This is a genomic window from Pseudomonas sp. GD04058, from assembly GCF_029836855.1.
Taxonomy (GTDB): Bacteria; Pseudomonadota; Gammaproteobacteria; order Pseudomonadales; family Pseudomonadaceae; genus Aquipseudomonas; species Aquipseudomonas bharatica.
In genome coordinates, this window is record NZ_JAOECN010000046.1 from 16,472 (window position 1) to 37,206 (window position 20,735).

Annotated in this window: 14 protein-coding genes and 1 pseudogene; 8 read left to right on the top strand and 7 right to left on the bottom strand. The window is 61.7% G+C overall.

The genetic code is table 11. The features are described from left to right. Positions 1-49 precede the first annotated feature (49 nt). Positions 50-5,131, top strand: coding sequence for an AAA family ATPase (locus tag N7650_RS24720; RefSeq protein WP_279900446.1), 5,082 nt, complete (start codon positions 50-52; stop codon positions 5,129-5,131). A 243-nt stretch (positions 5,132-5,374) separates the two neighbouring features. Here the strand turns inward: N7650_RS24720 and N7650_RS24725 are convergent, their stop codons facing one another. Continuing rightward, on the bottom strand, positions 5,375-6,268 hold the full coding sequence (locus N7650_RS24725) for a LysR family transcriptional regulator (protein WP_279900447.1): 894 nt from the start codon (positions 6,266-6,268) through the stop codon (positions 5,375-5,377). Positions 6,269-6,362: 94 nt separating this feature from the next. Here N7650_RS24725 and N7650_RS24730 point away from each other — a divergent pair, with 94 nt between their 5' ends. From N7650_RS24730 to N7650_RS24755, 6 genes are all read left to right on the top strand, one after another. Beyond that, positions 6,363-7,559 carry an MFS transporter gene (locus N7650_RS24730; RefSeq protein ID WP_279900449.1) on the top strand — a complete coding sequence of 399 codons (1,197 nt, stop codon included), beginning with the start codon at positions 6,363-6,365 and terminating at the stop codon, positions 7,557-7,559. A 12-nt stretch (positions 7,560-7,571) separates the two neighbouring features. Beyond that, complete coding sequence (locus tag N7650_RS24735; protein ID WP_279900450.1) at positions 7,572-8,702, top strand: AraC family transcriptional regulator; 1,131 nt, start codon at positions 7,572-7,574, stop codon at positions 8,700-8,702. Between the two features lie 404 nt (positions 8,703-9,106). Beyond that, positions 9,107-10,576 carry a benzaldehyde dehydrogenase gene (locus N7650_RS24740; RefSeq protein WP_279900452.1) on the top strand — a complete coding sequence of 490 codons (1,470 nt, stop codon included), beginning with the start codon at positions 9,107-9,109 and terminating at the stop codon, positions 10,574-10,576. Between the two features lie 18 nt (positions 10,577-10,594). After that, entirely contained in the window at positions 10,595-11,719 is a 1,125-nt protein-coding gene (locus N7650_RS24745; RefSeq protein ID WP_279900453.1) for an NAD(P)-dependent alcohol dehydrogenase, read from the top strand. Between the two features lie 60 nt (positions 11,720-11,779). Next, complete coding sequence (locus N7650_RS24750; RefSeq protein ID WP_051032712.1) at positions 11,780-12,670, top strand: transporter; 891 nt, start codon at positions 11,780-11,782, stop codon at positions 12,668-12,670. 85 nt (positions 12,671-12,755) lie between these two features. Then, complete coding sequence (locus N7650_RS24755) at positions 12,756-14,555, top strand: sigma 54-interacting transcriptional regulator (RefSeq protein WP_279900455.1); 1,800 nt, start codon at positions 12,756-12,758, stop codon at positions 14,553-14,555. 152 nt (positions 14,556-14,707) lie between these two features. Here the strand turns inward: N7650_RS24755 and blaOXA are convergent. From blaOXA to N7650_RS24785, 6 genes and pseudogenes are all read right to left on the bottom strand, one after another. Next, positions 14,708-15,515: pseudogene (gene blaOXA / locus N7650_RS24760) on the bottom strand (class D beta-lactamase). A gap of 230 nt (positions 15,516-15,745) precedes the next feature. Further along, positions 15,746-16,720: a biotin-dependent carboxyltransferase family protein gene (locus N7650_RS24765; protein WP_279900457.1), complete on the bottom strand. Its 975-nt coding sequence runs from the start codon at positions 16,718-16,720 to the stop codon at positions 15,746-15,748. After that, entirely contained in the window at positions 16,717-17,583 is an 867-nt protein-coding gene (locus tag N7650_RS24770) for an allophanate hydrolase subunit 1 (protein ID WP_279900458.1), read from the bottom strand. The genes N7650_RS24765 and N7650_RS24770 overlap by 4 nt, the downstream gene beginning before the upstream one ends. Further along, on the bottom strand, positions 17,580-18,953 hold the full coding sequence (locus tag N7650_RS24775; RefSeq protein WP_279900463.1) for an acetyl-CoA carboxylase biotin carboxylase subunit: 1,374 nt from the start codon (positions 18,951-18,953) through the stop codon (positions 17,580-17,582). The genes N7650_RS24770 and N7650_RS24775 overlap by 4 nt, the downstream gene beginning before the upstream one ends. Before the next feature lie 10 nt (positions 18,954-18,963). Beyond that, positions 18,964-19,209, bottom strand: a complete 246-nt coding sequence (locus tag N7650_RS24780) for an acetyl-CoA carboxylase (protein ID WP_279900459.1) — start codon at positions 19,207-19,209, stop codon at positions 18,964-18,966. Between the two features lie 93 nt (positions 19,210-19,302). Further along, the gene (locus tag N7650_RS24785; RefSeq protein ID WP_279900460.1) at positions 19,303-20,061 is read right to left on the bottom strand and encodes a 5-oxoprolinase subunit PxpA; all 759 of its coding nucleotides are present in this window, start codon (positions 20,059-20,061) and stop codon (positions 19,303-19,305) included. Positions 20,062-20,185: 124 nt separating this feature from the next. On the opposite strand from N7650_RS24785, the gene N7650_RS24790 reads away from it, so the two are divergent. Next, a partial coding sequence (locus N7650_RS24790; RefSeq protein WP_279900461.1) for a LysR family transcriptional regulator occupies positions 20,186-20,735 on the top strand: 550 nt, incomplete at its 3' end.

Consider the following 20,735-nt stretch of genomic DNA (forward strand, 5'->3'; position numbering starts at 1 on the left):
AAGCAGCCGCCCCCGATTCGAAAGACGGAGAACATATTAGGTGGACACTATGGATGGTCAAAACCAGGAACGAGTTTCAAGCCCAGCTGCCACCGGGGGCGCAGGCGTTTACTTCGAACAGCACGTTCAGGCGTATTGGCTGGCGCAACTGCTCGTCCGCAGCATCCCACCAATACTGACTGATAGAGGTGTTGCAGAGGTCCACTTTCAGACAGAGCATCTCGGTTTCAACACAGATGACTTCCTCGTCGTCTGCGAGCGTGAAGGTGAAGCACCGGCACAACTTGTTGGGCAAGTGAAGCGCAGCCTCACGATCAGTGCTGCCGACGATGAGTGCAAGAAAACTGTTGGAGATTTCTGGAAAGACTTCAAGAAGGCCGACCCTTTCAACCCCCAGTACGATCGCTTTCTCCTCGTCACTCTACGTGGCACGAATACGCTACTCGAAAACTTCTCTGGGCTGCTCGATTGCGCCAGGGGCGCCTCTGATGGCAAAGAATTCCAGCGGCGACTGTCTCTCAATGGATTCATCTCTAAGAAGTCAGTCTCCCAGTGCAATGAACTATGCACGATTGTGAGCGCACTGGAAGAAACGCCCGTCACTGCCGAAGATCTGTGGCCCTTCTTGTGCGTGTTACACGTCCTGAGCCTTGATCTACACACATCGACCCGTCAGACCGAAGCACATATCAAAACACTGCTCGCTCTCAAGTCCACTGACTCAGATCCGCTCGCAAGCGCGACTGCAGCTTGGAACAAGCTTCTGTCCTTTACCAGCGACGCCAATCCAGGCGCTCGAAGCCTGAAACGCACTGACCTTCCAGATTCTCTTGTCCTTTCATACAGCGAGGTGGGAACGCACGAGAGACACGTACTGATAGCCCTACGAAACCATACGGACTTCGTCCTGAAGAAAATCCGCAAAACGATTGGACCAACCTTACACCTGCAGCGCGCTGGGATTATTCAGAAAGTTCTTGAAGCCCTCGAAACTAAGCAAGTTGTCCTGATCACCGGGCCAGCTGGTAGCGGCAAGTCGGTCATTGGCAAGGAAGCGGTGTCTTTTCTTTCCCGCGAATTCTTCGCCTTTGGCTTCCGGGTTGAGGAGTTCGCCGTCGCCCACATTGATGAAACCCTGCACAACAGTCAGATTCCTGCACGCGCCACAGAGCTACAGGCCATTCTCGGAGCGCAGGACCGCAAAGTACTCGTCATCGAGAGCGTCGAACGCCTGCTAGAAAAGCCCACACGCGACGCCTTCAGTGATCTGATGACCCTTGCTCAGGGAGACAACGGTCTCGGTATCGTCATGACCTGTCGCGACTATTCCGTGGAGCAGGTACAGGCCAGTTTCCTTCTACCGTCAGGAATTGATCACGCTGTCATCGAAGTACCAACACTCGACGACTCCGAACTAGAAGAAATTCAGATAGCGTTTCCATCAATGGCGATCCCGCTGGGCAATCCAGCTCTACGCAAGATCCTGCGCAACCCTTACTTTATCGACAAGGCACGCCAGATTCCCTGGGATGCAGGACGTCCACTTCCAGAAAGCGAGCGGGATTTTCGGGCTGTTTTTTGGCGGCAGATCGTACGTGCGGATCACAACCCCGCCAACGGCATGCCGCGCCTGCGCGAAGGTGCTTTGCAGGAGCTGGCTGTACGCCGGGCGCGTGCCCTTTCAGATCATGTATCCGCTTCTGGACTCGACCCTGTAGCCATCACTTTGCTGAAACAGGACTCCCTCGTTGTTTCTCCGGACGGGAAGCCCCTGCTCGTTGCGACGGCGCACGACGTACTTGAAGACTGGGCCATCCTGCAATGGATTGAGGAGCAGCACCTCACGGATGAAATGGCATTCAAGGCGCTCTCCTCCGCGATTGGTCCGCATCCCGCACTGCGCCGATCTTATCGGAAGTGGGTTGCTGAACTGGTCGACCGCGATGATCCTGCTGCAGACCGCATCTTCCGAGCAGCCATCACGCAAGCAGATGCTCCCGCTCAATTCCGTGACGACACGTTGGTTTCGCTGTTGAAGGCACCGTCTGCCCCCGAATTTCTGGCGCGGCACGAGGCTGATTTGCTCGCCAATGATCGCGCCGTACTCAAGCGGATAATCCACCTACTGCGGGTTGCCTGTATGACATCGCCTCCCTGGCTTGTCGACGTGCGCGGCCATAGTTCGATCCTGAACGTGCCGGACGGCGTGGTCTGGGCGACCGTTGCAGGGCTTGTTCATCGCAATATTGGCAGTTTTGGTTCGGAAGATTCTCCACTGCTGCTTGCATTGATCGAGGATGCCGTACGCGGCGTCAGTTGGTGGGCACCGGACATCGAGGGGGCCGAACAGATCGCCGGGATTGCTCATTGGCTCCTCCCGCGCGTTGACAGCTACAGAAGGGGCGATGCACGTAAACGCGTTCTCAAGGTCCTCGCCAAGATTCCGAAGGCCAACCCTGTTCGCTTCGAAGCTGTTATGCGCGGACAGATCAGAGACGGCTGGAATCACGATCCCGTCGCCGAAGAGTTCCGCGACATTCTTCTTGCGGGTCTCGACGGCGCACCTGCGGCCCGCGACCTGCCGGATCTTTTGATCTCCATCGCACTAGAAAACTTTCTCGCCACGGAGGAGTACCTGAGTGATGCACCCTTCGGCCTTTCATCCCTCGACATTGAGCTTTACTTCGGCATCAAGCAACACCTGAGCCGCCATTCTCTCCCTGCTAGTGCGTTCCGAGGACCATGGGTCAACCTGCTCGAGCGCCACCCGGGAAAGGGCCTCGATTTCCTGGTACAAGTCTTCAATCACAGTGCCGAGTGGTACGCCCATCCTCGCCTTGGTGACCGATTGGAGCCCGCTTGGGAAGTCGAGCTGACGCTCACAGATGGGCTAGTGCGGAAACAATGGGTAAACCCGCGGCTCTGGGGGATGTACCGAGGCTTGGGCGTCAGCCCTTATGTACTTCAGTCGCTGCTGATGGCTCTCGAGAAATGGCTGCTCGACTACGCCAAATCCCACCCTCAGGGATTGGACACCATGCTACTTGCGATCCTGCACCGCAGCGATTCCGCAGCACTTGCAGCTGTCGTTGCAAGCGTGGCAACCGCCCATCCTCACCAATCCGGAGAGGCTCTTCTGGTACTGCTTTCTGTGCAAGACTACATCCTTATCGACCGCAGTCGCATGGCCAGCGAGCACCAGACTTCCATGCTTGCGGGAATGTTCCCTACCCTACACCCCGAGGACAAAATCTACGAAGAGGAAAGGAAGCAGTCGAACGAGCTACCGCATCGTCAACATGACCTCGAGGTAGCTATCGCAAACCTGCAATTTGGCTCTCTTGCCCCAAGGGTTCACGCGATCATCGACAAGCACCTGGCTGAACTGCCTGCATTGGACCAGCGCAAAGAAGAGGACCTCGTATGGCAACTTGCCCTTCATCGAATGGACTTGCGCCAGTATGTCGTATCTGAAGCCCAGCCAGCATTGGGCGCGACATCCACAGTGGACAGCGACAAGCCAACGAAGAGCTACATCAGTCTGGAACCCAAACCTGCGGCCCCGGAAGTGCGGCAATTCATTGAGGAGAGCGCAAAAGACACGGAAGAAACGAATGCCCGGCTAGGCATCTACAACTGGGGACTTCAGATCTTCCAATACAAACTTGGCCCTGCTGAACCGGCACAATGGCGGAAGATACTGTCAGGTGCGCAGGAGATGGACCGTACCAATGAATACCCGGACAGCAGCCGAAATGCCCCCGGCTTCGCTGCTGCGGTCTGCGTCCGCGACCACTGGGAGGAGATGTCACCGAAAGAGCGTGACTGGTGCATTGATGTCATCTGCTCGGAAATCTCCAGGCACGCGGACGGATGGGGAACCATAAGCCGGATGCAGAGGTTCTCGATGCAGGCAGATCGTCCGTGTGCTTTTGTGGTGCCGCTGCTCCTATATAAGCCCCTGACCCAAAGCCAAACACCACGCGTGCGCCTGGCCTTTACCACTGCAATAACCCACCCGATTGACGAAGTCCGTTGGTATGCCATCAGGGGCATTGACGACCAGTTCTGGACAGCAAATCCTGCTCTCGCCCTCCTTATTGTCAATGCTATTTCTACAGAGGCCTCTATTTCCAATTTTCATTGGACAGCCGAAGAGAAAAAGCGTTACGACAAGCGGAACCCGCTGGAAACAATCGCCGCTGCCGCAGCCTCAGCGGTTCGCGAGCGCTTCTGGACTGACGGAGCCATCGCCGAAGATGCGCACATCCGGCTCGACATCACCGAGACATTCGGTGCTGAGGCGTTCGCAAAGGTTCTCGTGATTCTCGGCCAAGCCCCCAACGAACCTCTTGCTGTGGCTGCGTACAGACGCGCTAGTGAATACTTGGTCAACTGCTGGAACCGCGAGTACGGCCGCTCTAACGGTCGGCGTGACCGAAACTTCGAAACTGAACAGTCGATATCCTACTGCGTGCAAGAATTTGTCATGCGTGTGGCAGATGTCGATGCGGCACAAGTCCTAATGCCCATCCTGGATGCCGTTGACAGGCATCCACGTGAAATTCATAGCGTCGTCCAAGGATTAACCAGCAGCGAGGATCGCAACCCCAACACCAAGCAGTACTGGTTTTTATGGACCCTGTTTGCCGAGAGGGTCAGGCACGCCAAGTGGCTTGCCCATCTGGAAAATGAGTATCCATACGGCAGTGAGTTACTCTCGACGATCTTCCTGACCGCGTATTGGAAGGACGATGTCCGGCACTGGCGGAGCCTGGAAGGCTACGCCCATAACGTCGACTCGCTGTTCAATGCTCTGCCGCCGGTCTCGATAGTACTGGACAGCTACGCCCGTTTTCTCTACCACATAGGCGAGCGCTCCATGCCAACAGCTTTTGTACACATCGCAAATGCGCTCAGGCTGGGAAATAACGCTGACATGCTGCGCGAGTCCAACACCGTTTTCATACTCGAAAGCCTGCTCCAGCGGCATGTCTACTCACGCCCGCTAGAACTCAAGCGTGATCCCACACTGCGCGAGGCGATTCTGTATGTGCTCGATGTGCTTGTCGAAAGCGGCTCATCCGCAGCGTTCAGAATGCGGGACGACTTCGTAACACCGGCAACCTGACGCTCTCTATTTTTTGCCAAGGAACTGGCTCGCCGCGAATGCCCTAGACAGCCGATGACCGCTTCTGGCCGATTCCTGCCTTTCATGAAGGGCCGCTATGGGTCGAAAGCAGCCTCTCATCCCGACCTCTAATGATGTGTATCCAGACATCCAATCAACGGCTCCCGATTACACCCGTCAGCAAGCCCACACTCCTGGAGCCACCCAACATACCCACCGGAAAAAGCCAGCCAACGCCCTCCCCTACATCCGATGATGCTCCACCAAAAAATCCACGAACAACCGCACCCGCGCCGGCATCGTCGAGCCACCGACAAAAACCGCATGAATCGGTTCCCGGTCACCGGGATTCCAGGCTTGCAACAGCGATACAAGGTCGCCCCGCCGCAGGTCCTCGCTGACGGTGAACTCGCCGATACGCGCAATGCCGGCGCCGACCCGCGCGAGTTGGGCCAGCGCTTCACCGCTGCTGCATTCGATGTTGCCGCTGACATTGAGGGAAAACGCTTTGCCGTCGCGCGCAAATGGCCAGTTGGGTTCGGCACGCCGGAAGTTGAAGCGCAGGCAGTTGTGCCGTAACAGGTCTTCCGGTTCCTGGGGGGTGCCGTGGCGTTGCAGGTACTGGGGCGATGCCACCACCACCTGGCCGGTGTCGCCGATCCTGCGCGCGGTCAGCGGGCTGTCGGGCAGGTGGCCAAAACGTATGGCCACATCGGCCTGGCCGCCGAGGATGTCGACCACTTCGTCGCCCAGGGTGAGGTCGACGACGATGTTCGGGTAGTGCTCGCTGAAGGCCGCGACCAGGGGAACGATGGACATGCGCCCATGGCCGAGGGCAGCGCTGACCCGCAGTCGCCCCCTGGGTACGCCTTGGTCGGCAATGGCTTCCTCGACCTCATCCATGTCGGCCAGGATGCGCAGGGCGCCGCGCAGAAAGGCTTCGCCCTCGGCGGTGAAGGTGATCGCCCGCGTGGTGCGCAGCAGCAGCCGGGTACCCAGGCGCTGTTCAGCACGCGCGATGATTCGACTGACCGCCGAGGGCGTGAGCCCCAATACACGCGCAGCAGCCGACAGGCTGCCTTGTTGCGCCACGGTGGCGAATACAAACATCTCACCTGATCTACCGTTGAAGTCCACTTGTGCCTCTTACGCAAAGGTGATTGCCAAAAATGCCGTCTAGCGCCCTAAAACGCTTGATCGTAGCATTGGCGGCATAGATAAGGAGCCTCTTATGCGTATCAATCCACCCCTTGTTGCACTCGCCATTGGTGCCTTTGGCATCGGCGTTACCGAGTTCGCCCCCATGGGCATGCTTCCGGGCATCGCTGCGGACCTCGGCGTTTCGATTCCTGCTGCGGGCTTGCTGGTCAGTGCCTACGCCCTGGGCGTGCTGCTTGGCGCGCCGCTGATGACCCTGACCACTGGCAGGATTCCTCGGCGTTATCTGCTGATCGGCCTCATGGCGATTTTCACCCTGGGTAACCTCATGTCCGCACTGGCAACCGACTACTACAGCCTCATGATTGCCAGGGTGGTGACCTCACTGAACCACGGCGCATTCTTTGGTGTCGGCTCCATCGTCGCCGCCAGCGTGGTGGCCCCTGAAAAACGTGCTGGCGCGGTAGCGGCCATGTTCATGGGGCTCACCCTGGCAACCATTGGCGGTGTGCCGCTGGCCACCTGGTTTGGCGAACTGTTCGGTTGGCGTACCGCCTTCTGGGGCATTACCGGCCTCGGCGTGGTGACCATGGCCGCCTTGTGGTTCGCCCTGCCCGACCTCAAGGCACCGCCAGGCGGCGGTGTCATGGCCGAAATCCGGGTACTGGGCCGTGCCCCGGTGCTGGGCGCGCTGGCCCTGACTGTCGTCGGCTCGGGCGCAATGTTCACCGTCTTCACCTACATCGCACCGATCCTCAGCAGCGAGACCCACGCCTCCACCGCCTTTATCACCGCCATGCTGGTGCTGTTCGGCGTAGGGCTGACCTTGGGCAACATGTGGGGTGGCAAAGCCGCCGACCGCTCGATAGACCGCACCCTGATCGTCTCGCTGAGCGTGCTCATCCTGGTCCTGCTGGCGTTCACCGTACTGATGCGCTGGCCACTGCCGGCCGCCGTAGCCATCCTGATCTGGGGCATCGCCAGCTTCGCCCTGGTGCCACCGCTGCAGATGCGCGTGATGGAAGCCGCCAAGGACGCGCCTAATCTCGCCTCGGCGGTGAACATTGGTGCGTTCAACCTTGGCAACGCGATCGGCGCAGCGCTGGGAGGCGCGGTGATCAATGCGGGGTTGGGTTTTCCGGCGATTTCCCTGGCGGGGGCGGCAATGGCCGGGTTGGGGTTGTTGATGGTGCTGGGCTTTGCGTGGCGGTCGCTCAGATCGGATATGGGTACTTCGCCCTCGGCCGTCGGTGGATCGCATCAGGGCTGACAGGGGCTTGCCATGACTTTTTTGGCGCCCGTGAGATCGAGCGCCGCGCGGGCGGCGCTCGATCTCAAGAGCGCTGAAGATCTACCGGCATGCACCTGGCGGCCATTCCGCAGTTCTCTGACAACTGCTTCCTTGTCCAGGGCCTGGCCGAAGCCGCTGCCCAGGCACCATGTCGGATCGGATCACAGCATCCCCCGTTCCTATCAATTCGCCCGGGCACGCAAACCCGCACCCTGCCTGCGCAGATACACCACCTGCACCATTCTTCCGGAAATGCAGCTGGAAGGTTTCGCCAGTGGCGACCTGCTGTCCCAGATGCTCGCGCAGATGCGCCTGACCGGCGACCACGTCTACTCCGCTACCGTCGAACCCGGCGAGCGCTTGATGCTCGACTGCAACAGTGCCCACGTCTGCATGCTGCAAGCCGGTCAGTTGCGGATTCAGCGCGACGGCCACCCCGCCACGCCGATTGAACCTGGCGATGTATTCCTCCTGCCCCACACATTGGACGACCTGAAACTCAGCGCCGGCGACAGCCCCACGACGGTCGCGGTCTGCCGCTTCTGGTTCGATGCCGGCAGCTTCCGCGCGATGTTGTTAGCGCTGCCCTGGCTGATTCATATCCAGCAGGCCGACGCGGCGCCGTGGTCCGAAGGGCTGTTACATTTCATGCTGCTGGAAGCCCACGACGTCCAGCCGGGCGGCGCCTTGATGGTGTCGCGGTTGATCGACCTCGCGGTGATTCGCGTCCTGCGCACCTGGGTGCAGCAAGGCGCGGCGTCCGGTTGGCTGGGTGGTTTGTCCGACGCACGCATCGCCCGGGTGCTCAGGGCGATTCACGAACAGCCCCGTCAACAGTGGCGTATCGAGGCGCTGGCGAGGTTGGCGGGGATGTCACGCTCCAGTTTCTGCGAGCGTTTCAGCGCCCTGGTCGGACGAGCGCCTCTGCGCTATCAGAACGAATGGCGGCTGACCCTGGCCAAGACAATGTTGGCCACGCAAACCGGCCGTATCGGTGATGTGGGATTTGCCGTGGGTTATGAATCCGAAGCGGCGTTCAGTCGTGCCTATAAAGCGTTTTTTGGCCGCTCCCCCCGGGAGGATCAGGGCAGCCGTGGCGTATTTGGTGAGTCGCCTCGCTAGACGGCGCTAAATGCGCTGTTCCGTGGGATTACTTACCAATGCTGCCAAGCGCTAATGTGGTGACCGTGTCTAGGCGACCCCGGGCGAGCTCTTGCTCGAGGTGTTCCGTGCTGGGTAGCTGCCTATTGTCTCCAACTACAAGCGACCCGAAGCTGCTTCTCGCGAATGGCAGCAACCGATCCAAAGCGGACTCGATCAACCCTGAAGATTCCTGTGCAACGAGCCAAACATACAGGTATGTCCATCTGCGTATGAGTATTTGCAACGTTCAGAATCTGAACACTTCGAGCGCAGGTAATTGTTCAGAAGCTGTACACCCTCCGCACTAATACGCCGGAATCTAGCCCCGGCAGCTCGTTGGCATGCCCTCTGCAATAAGCATCCTGACTACAACAACATAAAGGATGCTTAGCGTGGAAACCTTATTGCCACCCCAACTCTGGAACGAGCGTCTGTTCACCGGGAGCTGGGTTCCGGGTGAACTGCCCGTCACTACAGTCACCTCCCCTGGCAGCGGCCAGCCGTTGGGGACCTTGGCCAACGCTGGTACCAAGCAGGTGGAGCAAAGCGCTCAGGAGGCCGCCAAAGCCCAGCGCAACTGGTATGCCCTGCCCTATGACGAACGCGCCAGTGTGCTGCGCAAGGCGGCAGCCATCGCCGAGCAGTATCAGGCCGAGATCGCCGACTGGATTGTGCGTGAAAGCGGCTCGACTCAGTCCAAGGCAAGCTTCGAATCCTCCATCACCATCAAGTCGCTGCACGAAGCCTCGGCCCTGCCATCGCGCAGCCAGGGCGAAGTGCTGCCCTCCACGGCCGGTCGCCTAAGCATCGCCCGGCGACGCCCTCTTGGCGTGATTGGGGTGATTTCGCCGTTCAACTTTCCGCTTTACCTGGCCATGCGCGCAGTCGCTCCGGCGCTAGCCTTAGGCAATGCGGTGGTGCTAAAACCCGATCCACGAACTGCGGTATGTGGCGGCCATGTGATTGCCCGGATCTTCGAACTGGCCGGCTTGCCGAATGGGGTACTGCATGTGCTGCCAGGCGGCGCCGAGGCCGGCGCGGCGCTGACGGCGTCACCCAGCGTGGCGATGATCCAGTTCACCGGCTCCACGCCCGCTGGGCGCAAAGTTGGGGAAGCTGCCGGCCGCCACCTGAAAAAAGTGTCGCTGGAACTCGGCGGCAAAAACTCACTGATTGTCCTCGACGATGCCGACCTCGATCTGGCCATCGCTAACGCAACGTGGGGAGTGTATCTGCACCAGGGGCAAATCTGCATGTCGACCGGGCGCTTGCTGGTGCAACGAGGCATCTATGCCGCATTCGTCGAACGCCTGGTGGCAAAAGCGCGCAGCCTGACCGTGGGAGATCCGGCCAGCGGCCAGGTGCACCTCGGCCCGCTAATCAATGCTGCCCAGCGCGACAATGCCCTACGCATCGTCGAGGCCGCACGCGCCGCCGGGGCGACGCTTGCCACCGGTGGCTCGGCCGACGGGCTGTTCTTCCAGCCGACGGTGCTCAGCGATGTGCAGCGCGATAACCCGGCATTCCACGAAGAGATCTTCGGCCCGGTGGCCGTGGTGGTGCCATTCGACAGCGACGAGCAAGCGGTGGAGCTGGCCAACAACACTGATTACGGTCTGAGCGCCGCGATCCTGTCCCGCGACACTGGCCGCGCTCTGCGCCTTGGCGAACAACTGCGCACCGGTTTGTTACATATCAACGACCAGACCGTCAACGACGAGGTCATCAACCCGTTCGGCGGTGTCGGCGCGTCCGGCAACGGCACCAGTATCGGTGGTGCCGCCAACTGGGAAGAGTTCACCCAATGGCAATGGCTCACCCTCAAAAGCGAAGCCCCTGCCTATCCCCTGTAAACTCGGAGAAAAATAACAATGACAACACCTCTTTTCCGCCCTATTCAAGCTGCTGTGACGCGAGGCAAAGGCGCACCTTTCGTCCTTGAACAAGCAGGTATTCGTGCTCCGCAGGGTGACGAAGTGCTGGTGCGCGTGGTCGCAACCGGCATGTGCCATACCGACATGATCGTGCGTGACCAGTACTACCCGGTACCGCTCCCGGCGGTGTTGGGACACGAAGGTTCTGGCATCGTCGAGGCTGTTGGCCCGCTGGTGCAGAACCTGGCGGTGGGCGACCACGTGGTGATGACCTACGGCTACTGCGGCCAGTGCCTCGCATGCGACGCCGGCCAGGCGGCCTACTGTCAGGACTTCTTCGGGCGCAACTTCAGCGGCGCCGGCCCCCAGGGCCAGCACGCCCTGCAGGATGCACAGGGCGAAATGCTGAATGACCACTTCTTCGCTCAGTCCTCATTCGCCACCTTCGCCCTGGGGCGCGAGAACAACACTGTGCGGGTACCCAAGGAAGCCCCCATCGAGCTGCTCGGCCCGCTGGGTTGCGGCATCCAGACCGGCGCCGGCGCGGTGATCAATTCGCTGAAGGTTACCCCTGGCAGCGCCTTTGCCGCCTTTGGCGGCGGTGCGGTGGGCCTTTCTGCCGTGCTGGCCGCGCAAGTCGCGGGTGCCGCTACCATCATCGCGGTCGATGTAGTGCCTTCGCGCCTGGCATTGGCCCTGGAGCTGGGCGCCACGCACGTGGTCAACAGCCGAGAGGTCGACCCCGTAACTACCATTCGCGAAATCACCGGCGGCGGCGTGCAGTTCGCGCTGGAGTCCACTGGCCGCCCAGAAGTGCTGCGCCAGGCCGTGGATGCCCTCGGCAGCCGCGGCGCGCTGGGGGTGGTCGGCGCGCCGCCGCTGGGCACTACAGCTCAATTCGACGTCAACGACCTACTGCTGGGTGGAAAGGTCATTCGCGGCATCGTCGAAGGTGACAGCGTGCCCAAGAAGTTCATCCCCGAGCTGGTCAACCTGTATCTGCAAGGCCGCTTCGCCTTCGACAAGCTGGTGCGTTTCTACGACTTTGAGCAGATCAATCAGGCCGCTGAAGACAGTGAGAAAGGCCTGACCCTCAAGCCGATCATCCGCATCCAGAAGTAACACCCGGGGGGCAGCTACGCGCTGCTCCCAACCCATAACAAGAACAACGGAAACCTGCATATGACAAAAATTTCTAGCCTTACATGGGGCTTGCTGGCCTGCGCTCTGCTTTCGGCCAAGGCCCAGGCCGTGGATGTGAATGCCGGCGATTACACGGCGCTACCACCTGGCTCTAACGTCGCCGCCTGGTACCAACAATTTAGCCGCGCCGACCGATTCAATGGGGATGGCACACCCGATGCCACCCACAACACCGGCCTGCGTTCCAACATCAGCATCCTGCGCCTGATCCACTTCACCGACATCGCCGGTATCACGGTGGACCCGCAAATCCTGCTCCCTTTCGGCCACGTCTATGACGTAAAGGTGGGAGGCCAATCGCTGGGCAGCAACAGCGGGATGGCCGACCCGATCATCGGTGCGACATTTTGGCTCGTCAACCAGCCGGGCATTGGCGCTAGCGGCCGCTACTTCGGCATTACCCCGCTGCTTTACCTGCCCTGGGGCCAATACGACCGAGTAGCCGGTGTGAACTTGGGCGAGAACCGCTGGAAGGGTGACTTGCAACTCGGCTGGGTCGAGCCTCTTTGGGGGCGCTGGTCGATGGAGTGGTACGCCGATGCGGTCTTTTATGGCAGCAACGACAAGGCCGGCATCGGCAGCCAGACTTTGCGCCAGGACCCGACCTACCAACTGCAAACCAACCTGCGCTACGACTTAAACCCGGCTCAGCGCCTGGCCCTGGGCTTCTCGGCCAGCGAAGGCGGCAAGCAGCAGTTGTCGGGCGACTACACCGGTCAGAAGACCGAGGTACAGCAAGTGCGCCTTGAGTTCCAGCAGATGGTCGGCAAGACAGTGCAACTGAGCGGCCAGCTAACCCATGACACCCGCGTGGTCGGCGGTTTCCAGGAGGACAGCGGGGTCAACCTGCGGGCGCTGTTGCTATTCTGATTCGCCCGGCAGCCTTGACGCGCTGCTGGCAGCGGCGCAACGTGCGCAATCAGGAGCGTGCCGCCAACCTTCACAAGGTGTACTCATGGATCGCCTACAGCTGCAGTTGCATAGTGCCCGCCGGCAGTTTGCCGAAGGCCTGCCATTACCTGCAGGACTCCTGCCCGAGCCAATCGAGCGCTCATGGGAACGTTCCCGCGCCGCCGGGCTCAGTCCGTGGCAAACTCGCCTGGCCCAAGACCATATGGATGTACAGCCACTGACCGAGGCCGACAGCCAACTGGCCGCCTGCGTGCAGCCAGAACTAGAGCGGTTGTGGGAACTGATTGGCGATTCGCACTGGATGCTGTTTTGCGTCAATCCGGACAACCGTATCGTCCAGACGCGCAAACCAGCGGGCATCGACGGCCCCCTGTCGGCGCTGCACATCGGACGCAGGGTCAGCGAAGCCGATGTCGGCACCACTGCCCCGGCCTGCACGCTGATGGATGGCCTGCCGGCGATCGTAGCTGGCAACCAGCACTACCTGCAGGAGTTTGCCGAGTTTTTCTGCGTCAGCGTTCCGTTACGCGGGGTCAATGGCGATCTGCTCGGGGCCCTGGACCTGACCGGCATCGGCACCCGTAACGCCGGCACCATGCTCGAACGACTCAAACACGCCGCGCTGGCTACCGAAAACAACTTCTTCCTCAAAATGCAGGGTTGCCGCATCCTCGAATTGCAACACGATCCCAGACTGCTCGGGTCGCCGCTGCAGGCGCTGTTGGCGGTGCATGACGATGGTACGGTGCATGCGGCCAACCGTGCCGCGCAACAGTTGCTGGGTGTACCGAGTTACCGCCCTGAACGTCTGACCCTGGACCAACTGTTCGACCGCCCCAGCCACAACGGCCTGGACGGCTCGACACAGCTGCTGGCCCTGGCCGATGGCTCACGCCTGTATGGCCGGCTACTTCCGCAGCCCACCGCCAAGGCACGGTCGTTGCGGCCCAGCAGCACGACACTGGGCAGCGACCGGCGGGTCAACGCGCGCTTCGAGGATGCCTGTAAGGCCGTGGCCGGCAACCTGCCGGTGCTGATCACCGGGCCGACCGGCTCTGGCAAGGAAGTGTTCGCCAAAGCGCTGCATGCACACTGCTGCCCACAGGCCCCGTTCGTAGCCATCAACTGCGCCGCCCTGCCCGAAAGCCTGATCGAAGCCGAGCTGTTCGGCTACACCGAGGGCAGTTTCACCGGCGCGCGTAAAGGCGGTGCCATGGGCCTGATGGAGTCCGCCGGCAACGGTATCCTGCTGCTGGACGAAATTGGCGACATGCCGTTGCCTCTGCAAAGCCGCCTGCTGCGGGCCTTGCAGGAGCGACAGATCACCCGCGTCGGCAGCACCAGTACGGTACCACTGAAAGCCCACGTGATCGCCGCCACGCACAAGGACCTGGCCAGCCTGGTGAGCAGCGGTGGTTTTCGCGAAGACCTTTTTTACCGTCTGGACGGCATGCGCGTAGCTTTGCCCGCACTGGAGCACCGGCTTGACAAGGCGCAACTGATCGACAGCTTTTTCCAGCGCCCGGGCGTCCCGCCGCTGGCGCCCGAGGCCAGGCGGCAACTGCAGGTCTATCACTGGCCGGGCAACCTGCGGCAACTGGAGAACGTCGCGCGTCTCGTCGGGGTATTAGCCGTCGGCGAACCATGCATCGGCATGCGACACCTGCCTGATGAACTGCAGTGTGGGGCCATAGCGGTCTCTGGCAACCTGGCCGATGCCACTCGAGACGTCATTGAGCGCGTACTACTGGCCCATTCCGGAAACGTCAGCGCTGCCGCCAAAGAGCTCGGCATCTCCCGCACCACATTGTACAAGCGCCTGGCCAGGCTGGGTTCTCAGTGATATGACCGCTGCCGCAGGCGTTTCCTCTTTTTAGCGAAACCCCACCCACCGCGAGTGGCGGCTTTGGGTCGATAGCGGTCGGTGACCACTGGCAGCTATCAGCCAGAAGCGGAAATCCGGCGCGCATAGCGTTCATTCTCGGCGTCGCGCTCTTAGCGGGGCCCACCGATCATGGCGTGCCAGTTGCGGATCAAGTCGTCCCGAGCACGCAGGCCAGCATTGGGTTTGGTCGCCGTCGCGTCCTGCACCAAGCTGGCGAACACCAGTTGGCGACCCTCCCTGCGCGCCCAGCCGACGAACCACCCGTATGCGTTGGCCGGCGTATAAACGCCATTGTTGCCAGGGGAGCCTGTGCCGGTCTTTCCATAAAGACGCCAGCCATCGGCTTCACTCACCTCGAACAGGTTCTCGGCCAGGTCGTATGCCTCAGCCTTGATGGGTAATTGCCGGTTGACCACCTTGCGCAGGAAGGCCAGTTGTTCCACCGGGGAGATACGCAGCGACGAAATGATCCATGCACCGTCAGTACCGTTGGTTTTTCCCGGGTTCGCCCGAGACATCTTCGTTCCCGTAGCCGAAGGCGGACGTGTAGTGCTGGAAGCGCTCTTGCCCTAGGCTCTTGGCGATCAACTGTGAGTACCAAACCACTGAATACTTGATCCACCGTTCAGGATCCGTGGGCTGGCGCCAGGCGTCACCTCCCCAGTCCGGATAGCCAGACTGGTACTGCCAGACCGGCTCGTGCGGGCCCTTCAGAACACCCGCGTCGGCGCCCATCAGGGCGATGGGCAGTTTGAAGGTCGAGGCTGGCGTGTAGCGCGCGGCGCAGTCCTGTTGCGCCCCCTGCTGGAACAGGATCCTGCCATCGTCGGCGTCCGCGACCAGAGTGCACAGGGTTGCCGCCTGGGCAGGGATACAGAACAGCGCGCCGAGGGCAAGTAGAGAGAGTCGAAGGGTCATGATTGATCGAGTGTCATGGGATAGGTGGCGCCTCATTATGGATGAAGTGGTGGCGTTCGTTCATGGGCGAGATCCGGCAGCGGAAGTTTCTCATGACAGATGAGGGGTTTCGACCCGGACGGATAACGTTGGCGGAACCCGCCAGAGGTTAAAGCGCAGGCAGCCGTCCCCGCACCGAAGTGCGGCGTTGGCTTGCCTTGTGGCTTGATCCGCGCCTTGCGGCCGGCAAATCAGGAAGGGAACAGCGTGCTCAGGCAGGCGAGCTTCTTCTTGTAGGAGCGTCGGGCTTGCAGCGCTTCGTCCAGGGTTACCGCGATGAAGCGCGCCTTCTGGTTGGGTTGCATCTGGCCGATCAGATCGAGGTCGGCACTGATCACCGTACCGATCATGGCGTAGCCGCCCCCCGACACAGCATCGCGGTGCAGCACGATGGGCTCGAGCCCGGCCGGTACCTGGATCGAGCCGATCGGGTAGCAGCTGTCGACGATGTTCGACGGATCGGAGCCTGCGCCGAACGGCTGCTCGCGCGGCTGGAAGCTCAGCGGGCTGCCACCCTTGAAGCGATAGCCGATGCGATCAGCCTCCGAACCGACGGTCCAGGCTTCGGCGAAGAAGCTGTCTGCAGCCGCCGGGGTCAGGCGCTCGTAGTACAGCCCCGGCACCACCCGCAGGACGACCTCCCCGCCCAGCGACTGACGCAGCGCCATCGGCAGGCTCGCCCCGACACGCCCTTTGCCGCTGGCGACGCCTACCGGCAGTTCATCTCCAACCGCCAGCCGGCGCCCCTGAAAACCGCCCAGCGCCCCCAGCGCGTAGGTGGAACGACTGCCGAGCACCAGCGGCACATCGATGCCGCCGGCCACTGCCAGATACGCCCGTGCGCCAGCCTTGGGGAAATCGAAACGCAGCACTTGCCCGGCCTTCACTTCGAAAGCCGTGTCCAGATGCATGTCCACGCCGTCGACCTTCGGGGTCATCTGTGCGCCACAGACCGCTACCAGCGCATCCTGCTGGAATTCCAGCTCCGGCCCCAGCAACGTGCACTCCAGCGCCGCCGAATTGGCCGGATTGCCAACCAGCTGGTTGGCGGCGCTCAGGGCGTACTGGTCCAGCGCTCCGGATGGCGGGATGCCCAGGTGGTAGTAGCCTTCGCGGCCGAGGTCCTGCACCGAGGTGGCCAGACCGGGTTTGAGTACCTTGATCATGCCAGCACCTCCTGCAGCGACTTGGGATAGCCGACCGGGTCGGCGAGGAACGCATCGAGCGAGAACTCCACTGCACGGATGCGCAGGTCGAAGCGCCCGGCTTCGACCTCGGCGACGGCGTGGTCATAGGCTTCGCGGTCCATCGGCTTGAACTGCACGATGTCGCCGGGACGGAAGAACACCATGTGCTCCTTCAGGTACGCCAGGTGCTGCTGCGGATCGTAGATCGGTGCCGGGGTGACGCCGAACATCTGGTAGCCGCCGGCGCCACGCACCGAGTAGATGCAACCGAAGCAGCCGCCATGGCCGAGGGTCAATTTCGGCGTGTCGGTACGCGGCCGCAGGTATTTGGGCACCTGCAGCTGGCGTTCGCGCTCGACCATCTGGAACATGAACGGCAGGCCCGCGACGAAGCCCACCATCGACACGAACCACGGCGCGCCACTGTGGGCGGCGATGAATGCCTCGACGTCGGCCAAGCCGTTGATGCGCGCGGCGTACTCCAGGTCCGTGGCGCTCGGGTCCTGGTGGCGGTCACGAAAACGCATCAGGGTTTCGTGGGTCCAGGGATCGTTGTAGAGCACCGGAATCTCGATGATCCGCGTGTGCAGGGTGCGCTCGGCCTCGGCCTCGGCGCCCTTCACCGCCTCAAGCAGATCGGCCGGCGCGATGCGATCCGGATCGAAACGGATCTGGAACGAGGCGTTGGCCAGGCACACGTCGAGCACGCCATCGAGGGCCAGGCGCTCCACCGCACGGGTCACCGCCATGCCCTTGAAGAAGGCTTCAAGGGACATACTGTCGCTGACCTCGGCAAACAGATGTTCGTCAGCGCCAAAGCTGTAGCGAATCGGACTGCTCATGCTTCACCTCCGCTGCGGCGCTCGGCCAGCCAGGTTTCCAGGGTGCCGGTGTGGAAGTCGGCGCTGTGCAACCAGGGTTGCTGCAGCAGTTCATCGTGCAAGGACAAGGTGCTGGCCATGCCGGTGAGCGTGGTCTGCTCGACCGCCCATCGCGCGCGGGCCAGGGCTTCATTGCGATCACGGCCATGGACGATCAGCTTGGCCAGCAGCGAGTCATAGTACGGCGGCACGCGGTAGCCTTCATACAGATGGCTGTCGACCCGCACGCCCTCGCCTTGCGGCCAGTTCAGCGCCTGCACCAGCCCCGGGCTGGGAAAAAAATCCCGCGCCGGGTCTTCGGCGTTCAGGCGCATCTGCAGGGCTGCGCCATTGAGCCTGATATCGCTTTGCTGAAGCCCCAATGGCTCGCCACCCGCAATGCGCAACATGGCCTGGACCAGATCGATGCCGGTGACCAGTTCGCTGACCGGATGTTCTACCTGGATCCGCGTGTTCATCTCGATGAAGAAAAACTCGCCGGTGGCGTCGTCGTACAGATACTCAAGGGTGCCGGCGCCCTGATAGCCCAGCGCCTCGGTCAGGCGCACGGCGCTCGCGCACAGGGCCTCGCGCTGCTGCCCATCGAGGGCCGGCGACGGCGCTTCCTCGAAGATCTTCTGGCGACGGCGTTGCAGCGAACACTCGCGCTCGAACAGGTGCACCGCATGCGTGCCGTCGCCCAGCACCTGCACTTCGATGTGCCGGGCCTTGCCGATAAAGCGCTCCAGATACACCGCGCCATTGCCGAAGGCGGCCTGGGCTTCGCGCTGGGAGCGGGGGAATTCTTCGCTCAACTGTTGCAGGTTTTCCGCCAGGCGAATGCCGCGCCCGCCGCCGCCAGCCGAGGCCTTGATCAACAGCGGGAAGCCGACCGATTCGGCGGCCTTGAGCGCCGACTCCACATCGAACAGTTCATCGGGGGAACCGGGCACCACCGGCACGCCGGCTGCTTGCGCGGTGCGCCGGGCTTCGGCCTTGTCGCCCATGCGCCGGATGGTCTCGGGGGACGGGCCGACGAAGATCGCCCCGGCGGCCAATACCGTTTCGGCGAACTCGGCGTTTTCCGAAAGAAAGCCGTAGCCGGGATGGACCGCGTTGGCTCCGGTGGCCTTCAGGGCACCGAGCAAGGCCTCGACATTGAGGTAGCTCTTGTCGGCGCGGGCCGGGCCGAGGATGTGCACTTCGTCGGCCAGGCGCGCGGCCAGGGAATCGACGTCTGCTTCGCTGCACGCCGCCACGGTTGGAATCCCCAGCCCTTTCGCGGCACGGATGATGCGCACGGCGATCTCGCCACGGTTGGCGATCAGCAATTTACCTATGCCTTGAGTCATATTCATGCCCTCACGCGTCTTCGAGTGTGGCGATAACCTGACCCGGCTCCACCGGATCACCGTCCTCGACCAGGAACGCGTCCAGGCGCCCTGCCACACCGGCGGTCAGTTCGGAAAACTGCTTCATGACTTCGATCAGGCCGATCACCGTGTCGGCACTGACTTCGGCACCGGCCTCGACGTAGTTCGGCGAGTCCGGGGTGGCCTTGCGGTAGAAAGTCCCCGGCAACGGGGTGATGACTGAGTGCTGCGCCATGTCTGTTCCTCTTGGAATACTTGTAGAAAGGCAGGCCAAAAATGGGTGTATCGGTAAACCCCAGCGTCTGCGTGCCAGGTGTCTTCGCTTGCGTTATCGCGGTGCGCGCACCTTGATCCCCGCGCCATCGAGCGCTTTGCGGGTGGCCTCGACCAGCGCCAGGGCGCCGGGTGTATCGCTGTGCAAACAGATGGAATCGAAGGTGATCGGCAGGTCTTCGCCTTCCACCGTGCGCACCACGCCTTCCTGGCAGGCACGCAGCACCCGCGCAGCGACCTGCACCGGGTCGTAGGCGCGCACAGTGCGGGTGAAGACGATGGAGCCGCTGAGGTCGTATTCGCGGTCGGCATAGAACTCGCGGATCACCGGTTGGCCGAGCTCTGTGGCAATACGCCAGATCACCGAGCCGGGCATGCAATACAGCAGCAGTTCGGGCTCCAGGCGCTGCAGGTTTTCCACCAGCAATCGCGCGGTTTCCTCGTCCCGGACCAGGTGCATGTACAGCGCCCCATGCGGCTTGATGTGCTGCAGGGCCACGCCTTGAACCCGGGCAAGCTCACGCAGGGCGCCGAGTTGGTAGAGCATGTCGTCCACCAGCTCCTGGGCCGGGGCATTGATATGGCGGCGACCGAAGCCGACCAGGTCGCGAAAACCCGGATGGGCACCGACGGCCACGCCCAGGCGCTTGGCCTGTTCGACCGTGCGACGCATGGTGCCGGGGTCGCCGGCATGGAAGCCGGTGGCGATGTTGGCCGTACTGATGAAGCCCATCAGCTCGTTGTCGACCCCGTCGCCGATGGTCCACGGACCGAAGCCTTCGCCCATGTCCGAGTTGAAATCTACTGCCTGCATGCACTTGCTCCTGACGCTTGTGACTTCATGCAGACCACGTTAGATTCCGGCCACCCCCTTGGGAAGATCTATTATCAGAGGGTGTATCTTCTGAAAAACAGATACCCCATCACATGGAGCTTGCATGTCACTGACACTGCGCCAGGTTCGCTATTTCGTCGCCACGGCGGAGATCGGGCAGATATCCCAAGCGGCGATTCATCTGAATATTTCCCAGTCGGCGGTGACCACCGCGATCAAGGAACTGGAGAGCCTGCTCGGCACGCTGCTGTTCCAGCGCTCGGCCCAGGGCATGAGCCTGACCGATGCCGGGCGGCACTTTCTCAACCGGGCCTACGTGATCCTGCGCAGCGTCGACGACGCCCTCAACAGTCCGCTGCCGGATGTCCGCGCCAGCGGCCTGTTGCGGGTAGCGGCCAGCTACACGGTGCTCGGCTACTTCCTGCCGCACCACCTGCAACGCCTGGAACACTGGTACCCGGACGTGACCATCGACGTGCACGAACGGGAGCGCCAGGCCATCGAGCAAGGCTTGCTGGAAAGCGAATTCGACATGGCGGTGGTGCTCACCTCGAACCTCACCCACCCGGACATCGTCTCGGAAACCCTGTTCAACTCCGAACGCCGGCTATGGCTGCCCAGCCACCACCCGCTGTGCGAACGCTCGGCCGTGC

What these genes read in the sequence shown, in the direction of transcription:
- N7650_RS24770 (WP_279900458.1), bottom strand. Translation starts at nt 17,583, where the DNA reads ATGAGCAGTCCGATTCGCTACAGCTTTGGCGCTGACGAACATCTGTTT.
- N7650_RS24750 (WP_051032712.1), top strand. Translation starts at nt 11,780, where the DNA reads ATGACAAAAATTTCTAGCCTTACATGGGGCTTGCTGGCCTGCGCTCTG.
- N7650_RS24780 (WP_279900459.1), bottom strand. Translation starts at nt 19,209, where the DNA reads ATGGCGCAGCACTCAGTCATCACCCCGTTGCCGGGGACTTTCTACCGC.
- N7650_RS24735 (WP_279900450.1), top strand. Translation starts at nt 7,572, where the DNA reads ATGACTTTTTTGGCGCCCGTGAGATCGAGCGCCGCGCGGGCGGCGCTC.
- N7650_RS24740 (WP_279900452.1), top strand. Translation starts at nt 9,107, where the DNA reads ATGCTTAGCGTGGAAACCTTATTGCCACCCCAACTCTGGAACGAGCGT.
- N7650_RS24765 (WP_279900457.1), bottom strand. Translation starts at nt 16,720, where the DNA reads ATGATCAAGGTACTCAAACCCGGTCTGGCCACCTCGGTGCAGGACCTC.
- N7650_RS24720 (WP_279900446.1), top strand. Translation starts at nt 50, where the DNA reads ATGGATGGTCAAAACCAGGAACGAGTTTCAAGCCCAGCTGCCACCGGG.
- N7650_RS24745 (WP_279900453.1), top strand. Translation starts at nt 10,595, where the DNA reads ATGACAACACCTCTTTTCCGCCCTATTCAAGCTGCTGTGACGCGAGGC.
- N7650_RS24730 (WP_279900449.1), top strand. Translation starts at nt 6,363, where the DNA reads ATGCGTATCAATCCACCCCTTGTTGCACTCGCCATTGGTGCCTTTGGC.
- N7650_RS24785 (WP_279900460.1), bottom strand. Translation starts at nt 20,061, where the DNA reads ATGCAGGCAGTAGATTTCAACTCGGACATGGGCGAAGGCTTCGGTCCG.
- N7650_RS24755 (WP_279900455.1), top strand. Translation starts at nt 12,756, where the DNA reads ATGGATCGCCTACAGCTGCAGTTGCATAGTGCCCGCCGGCAGTTTGCC.
- N7650_RS24775 (WP_279900463.1), bottom strand. Translation starts at nt 18,953, where the DNA reads ATGACTCAAGGCATAGGTAAATTGCTGATCGCCAACCGTGGCGAGATC.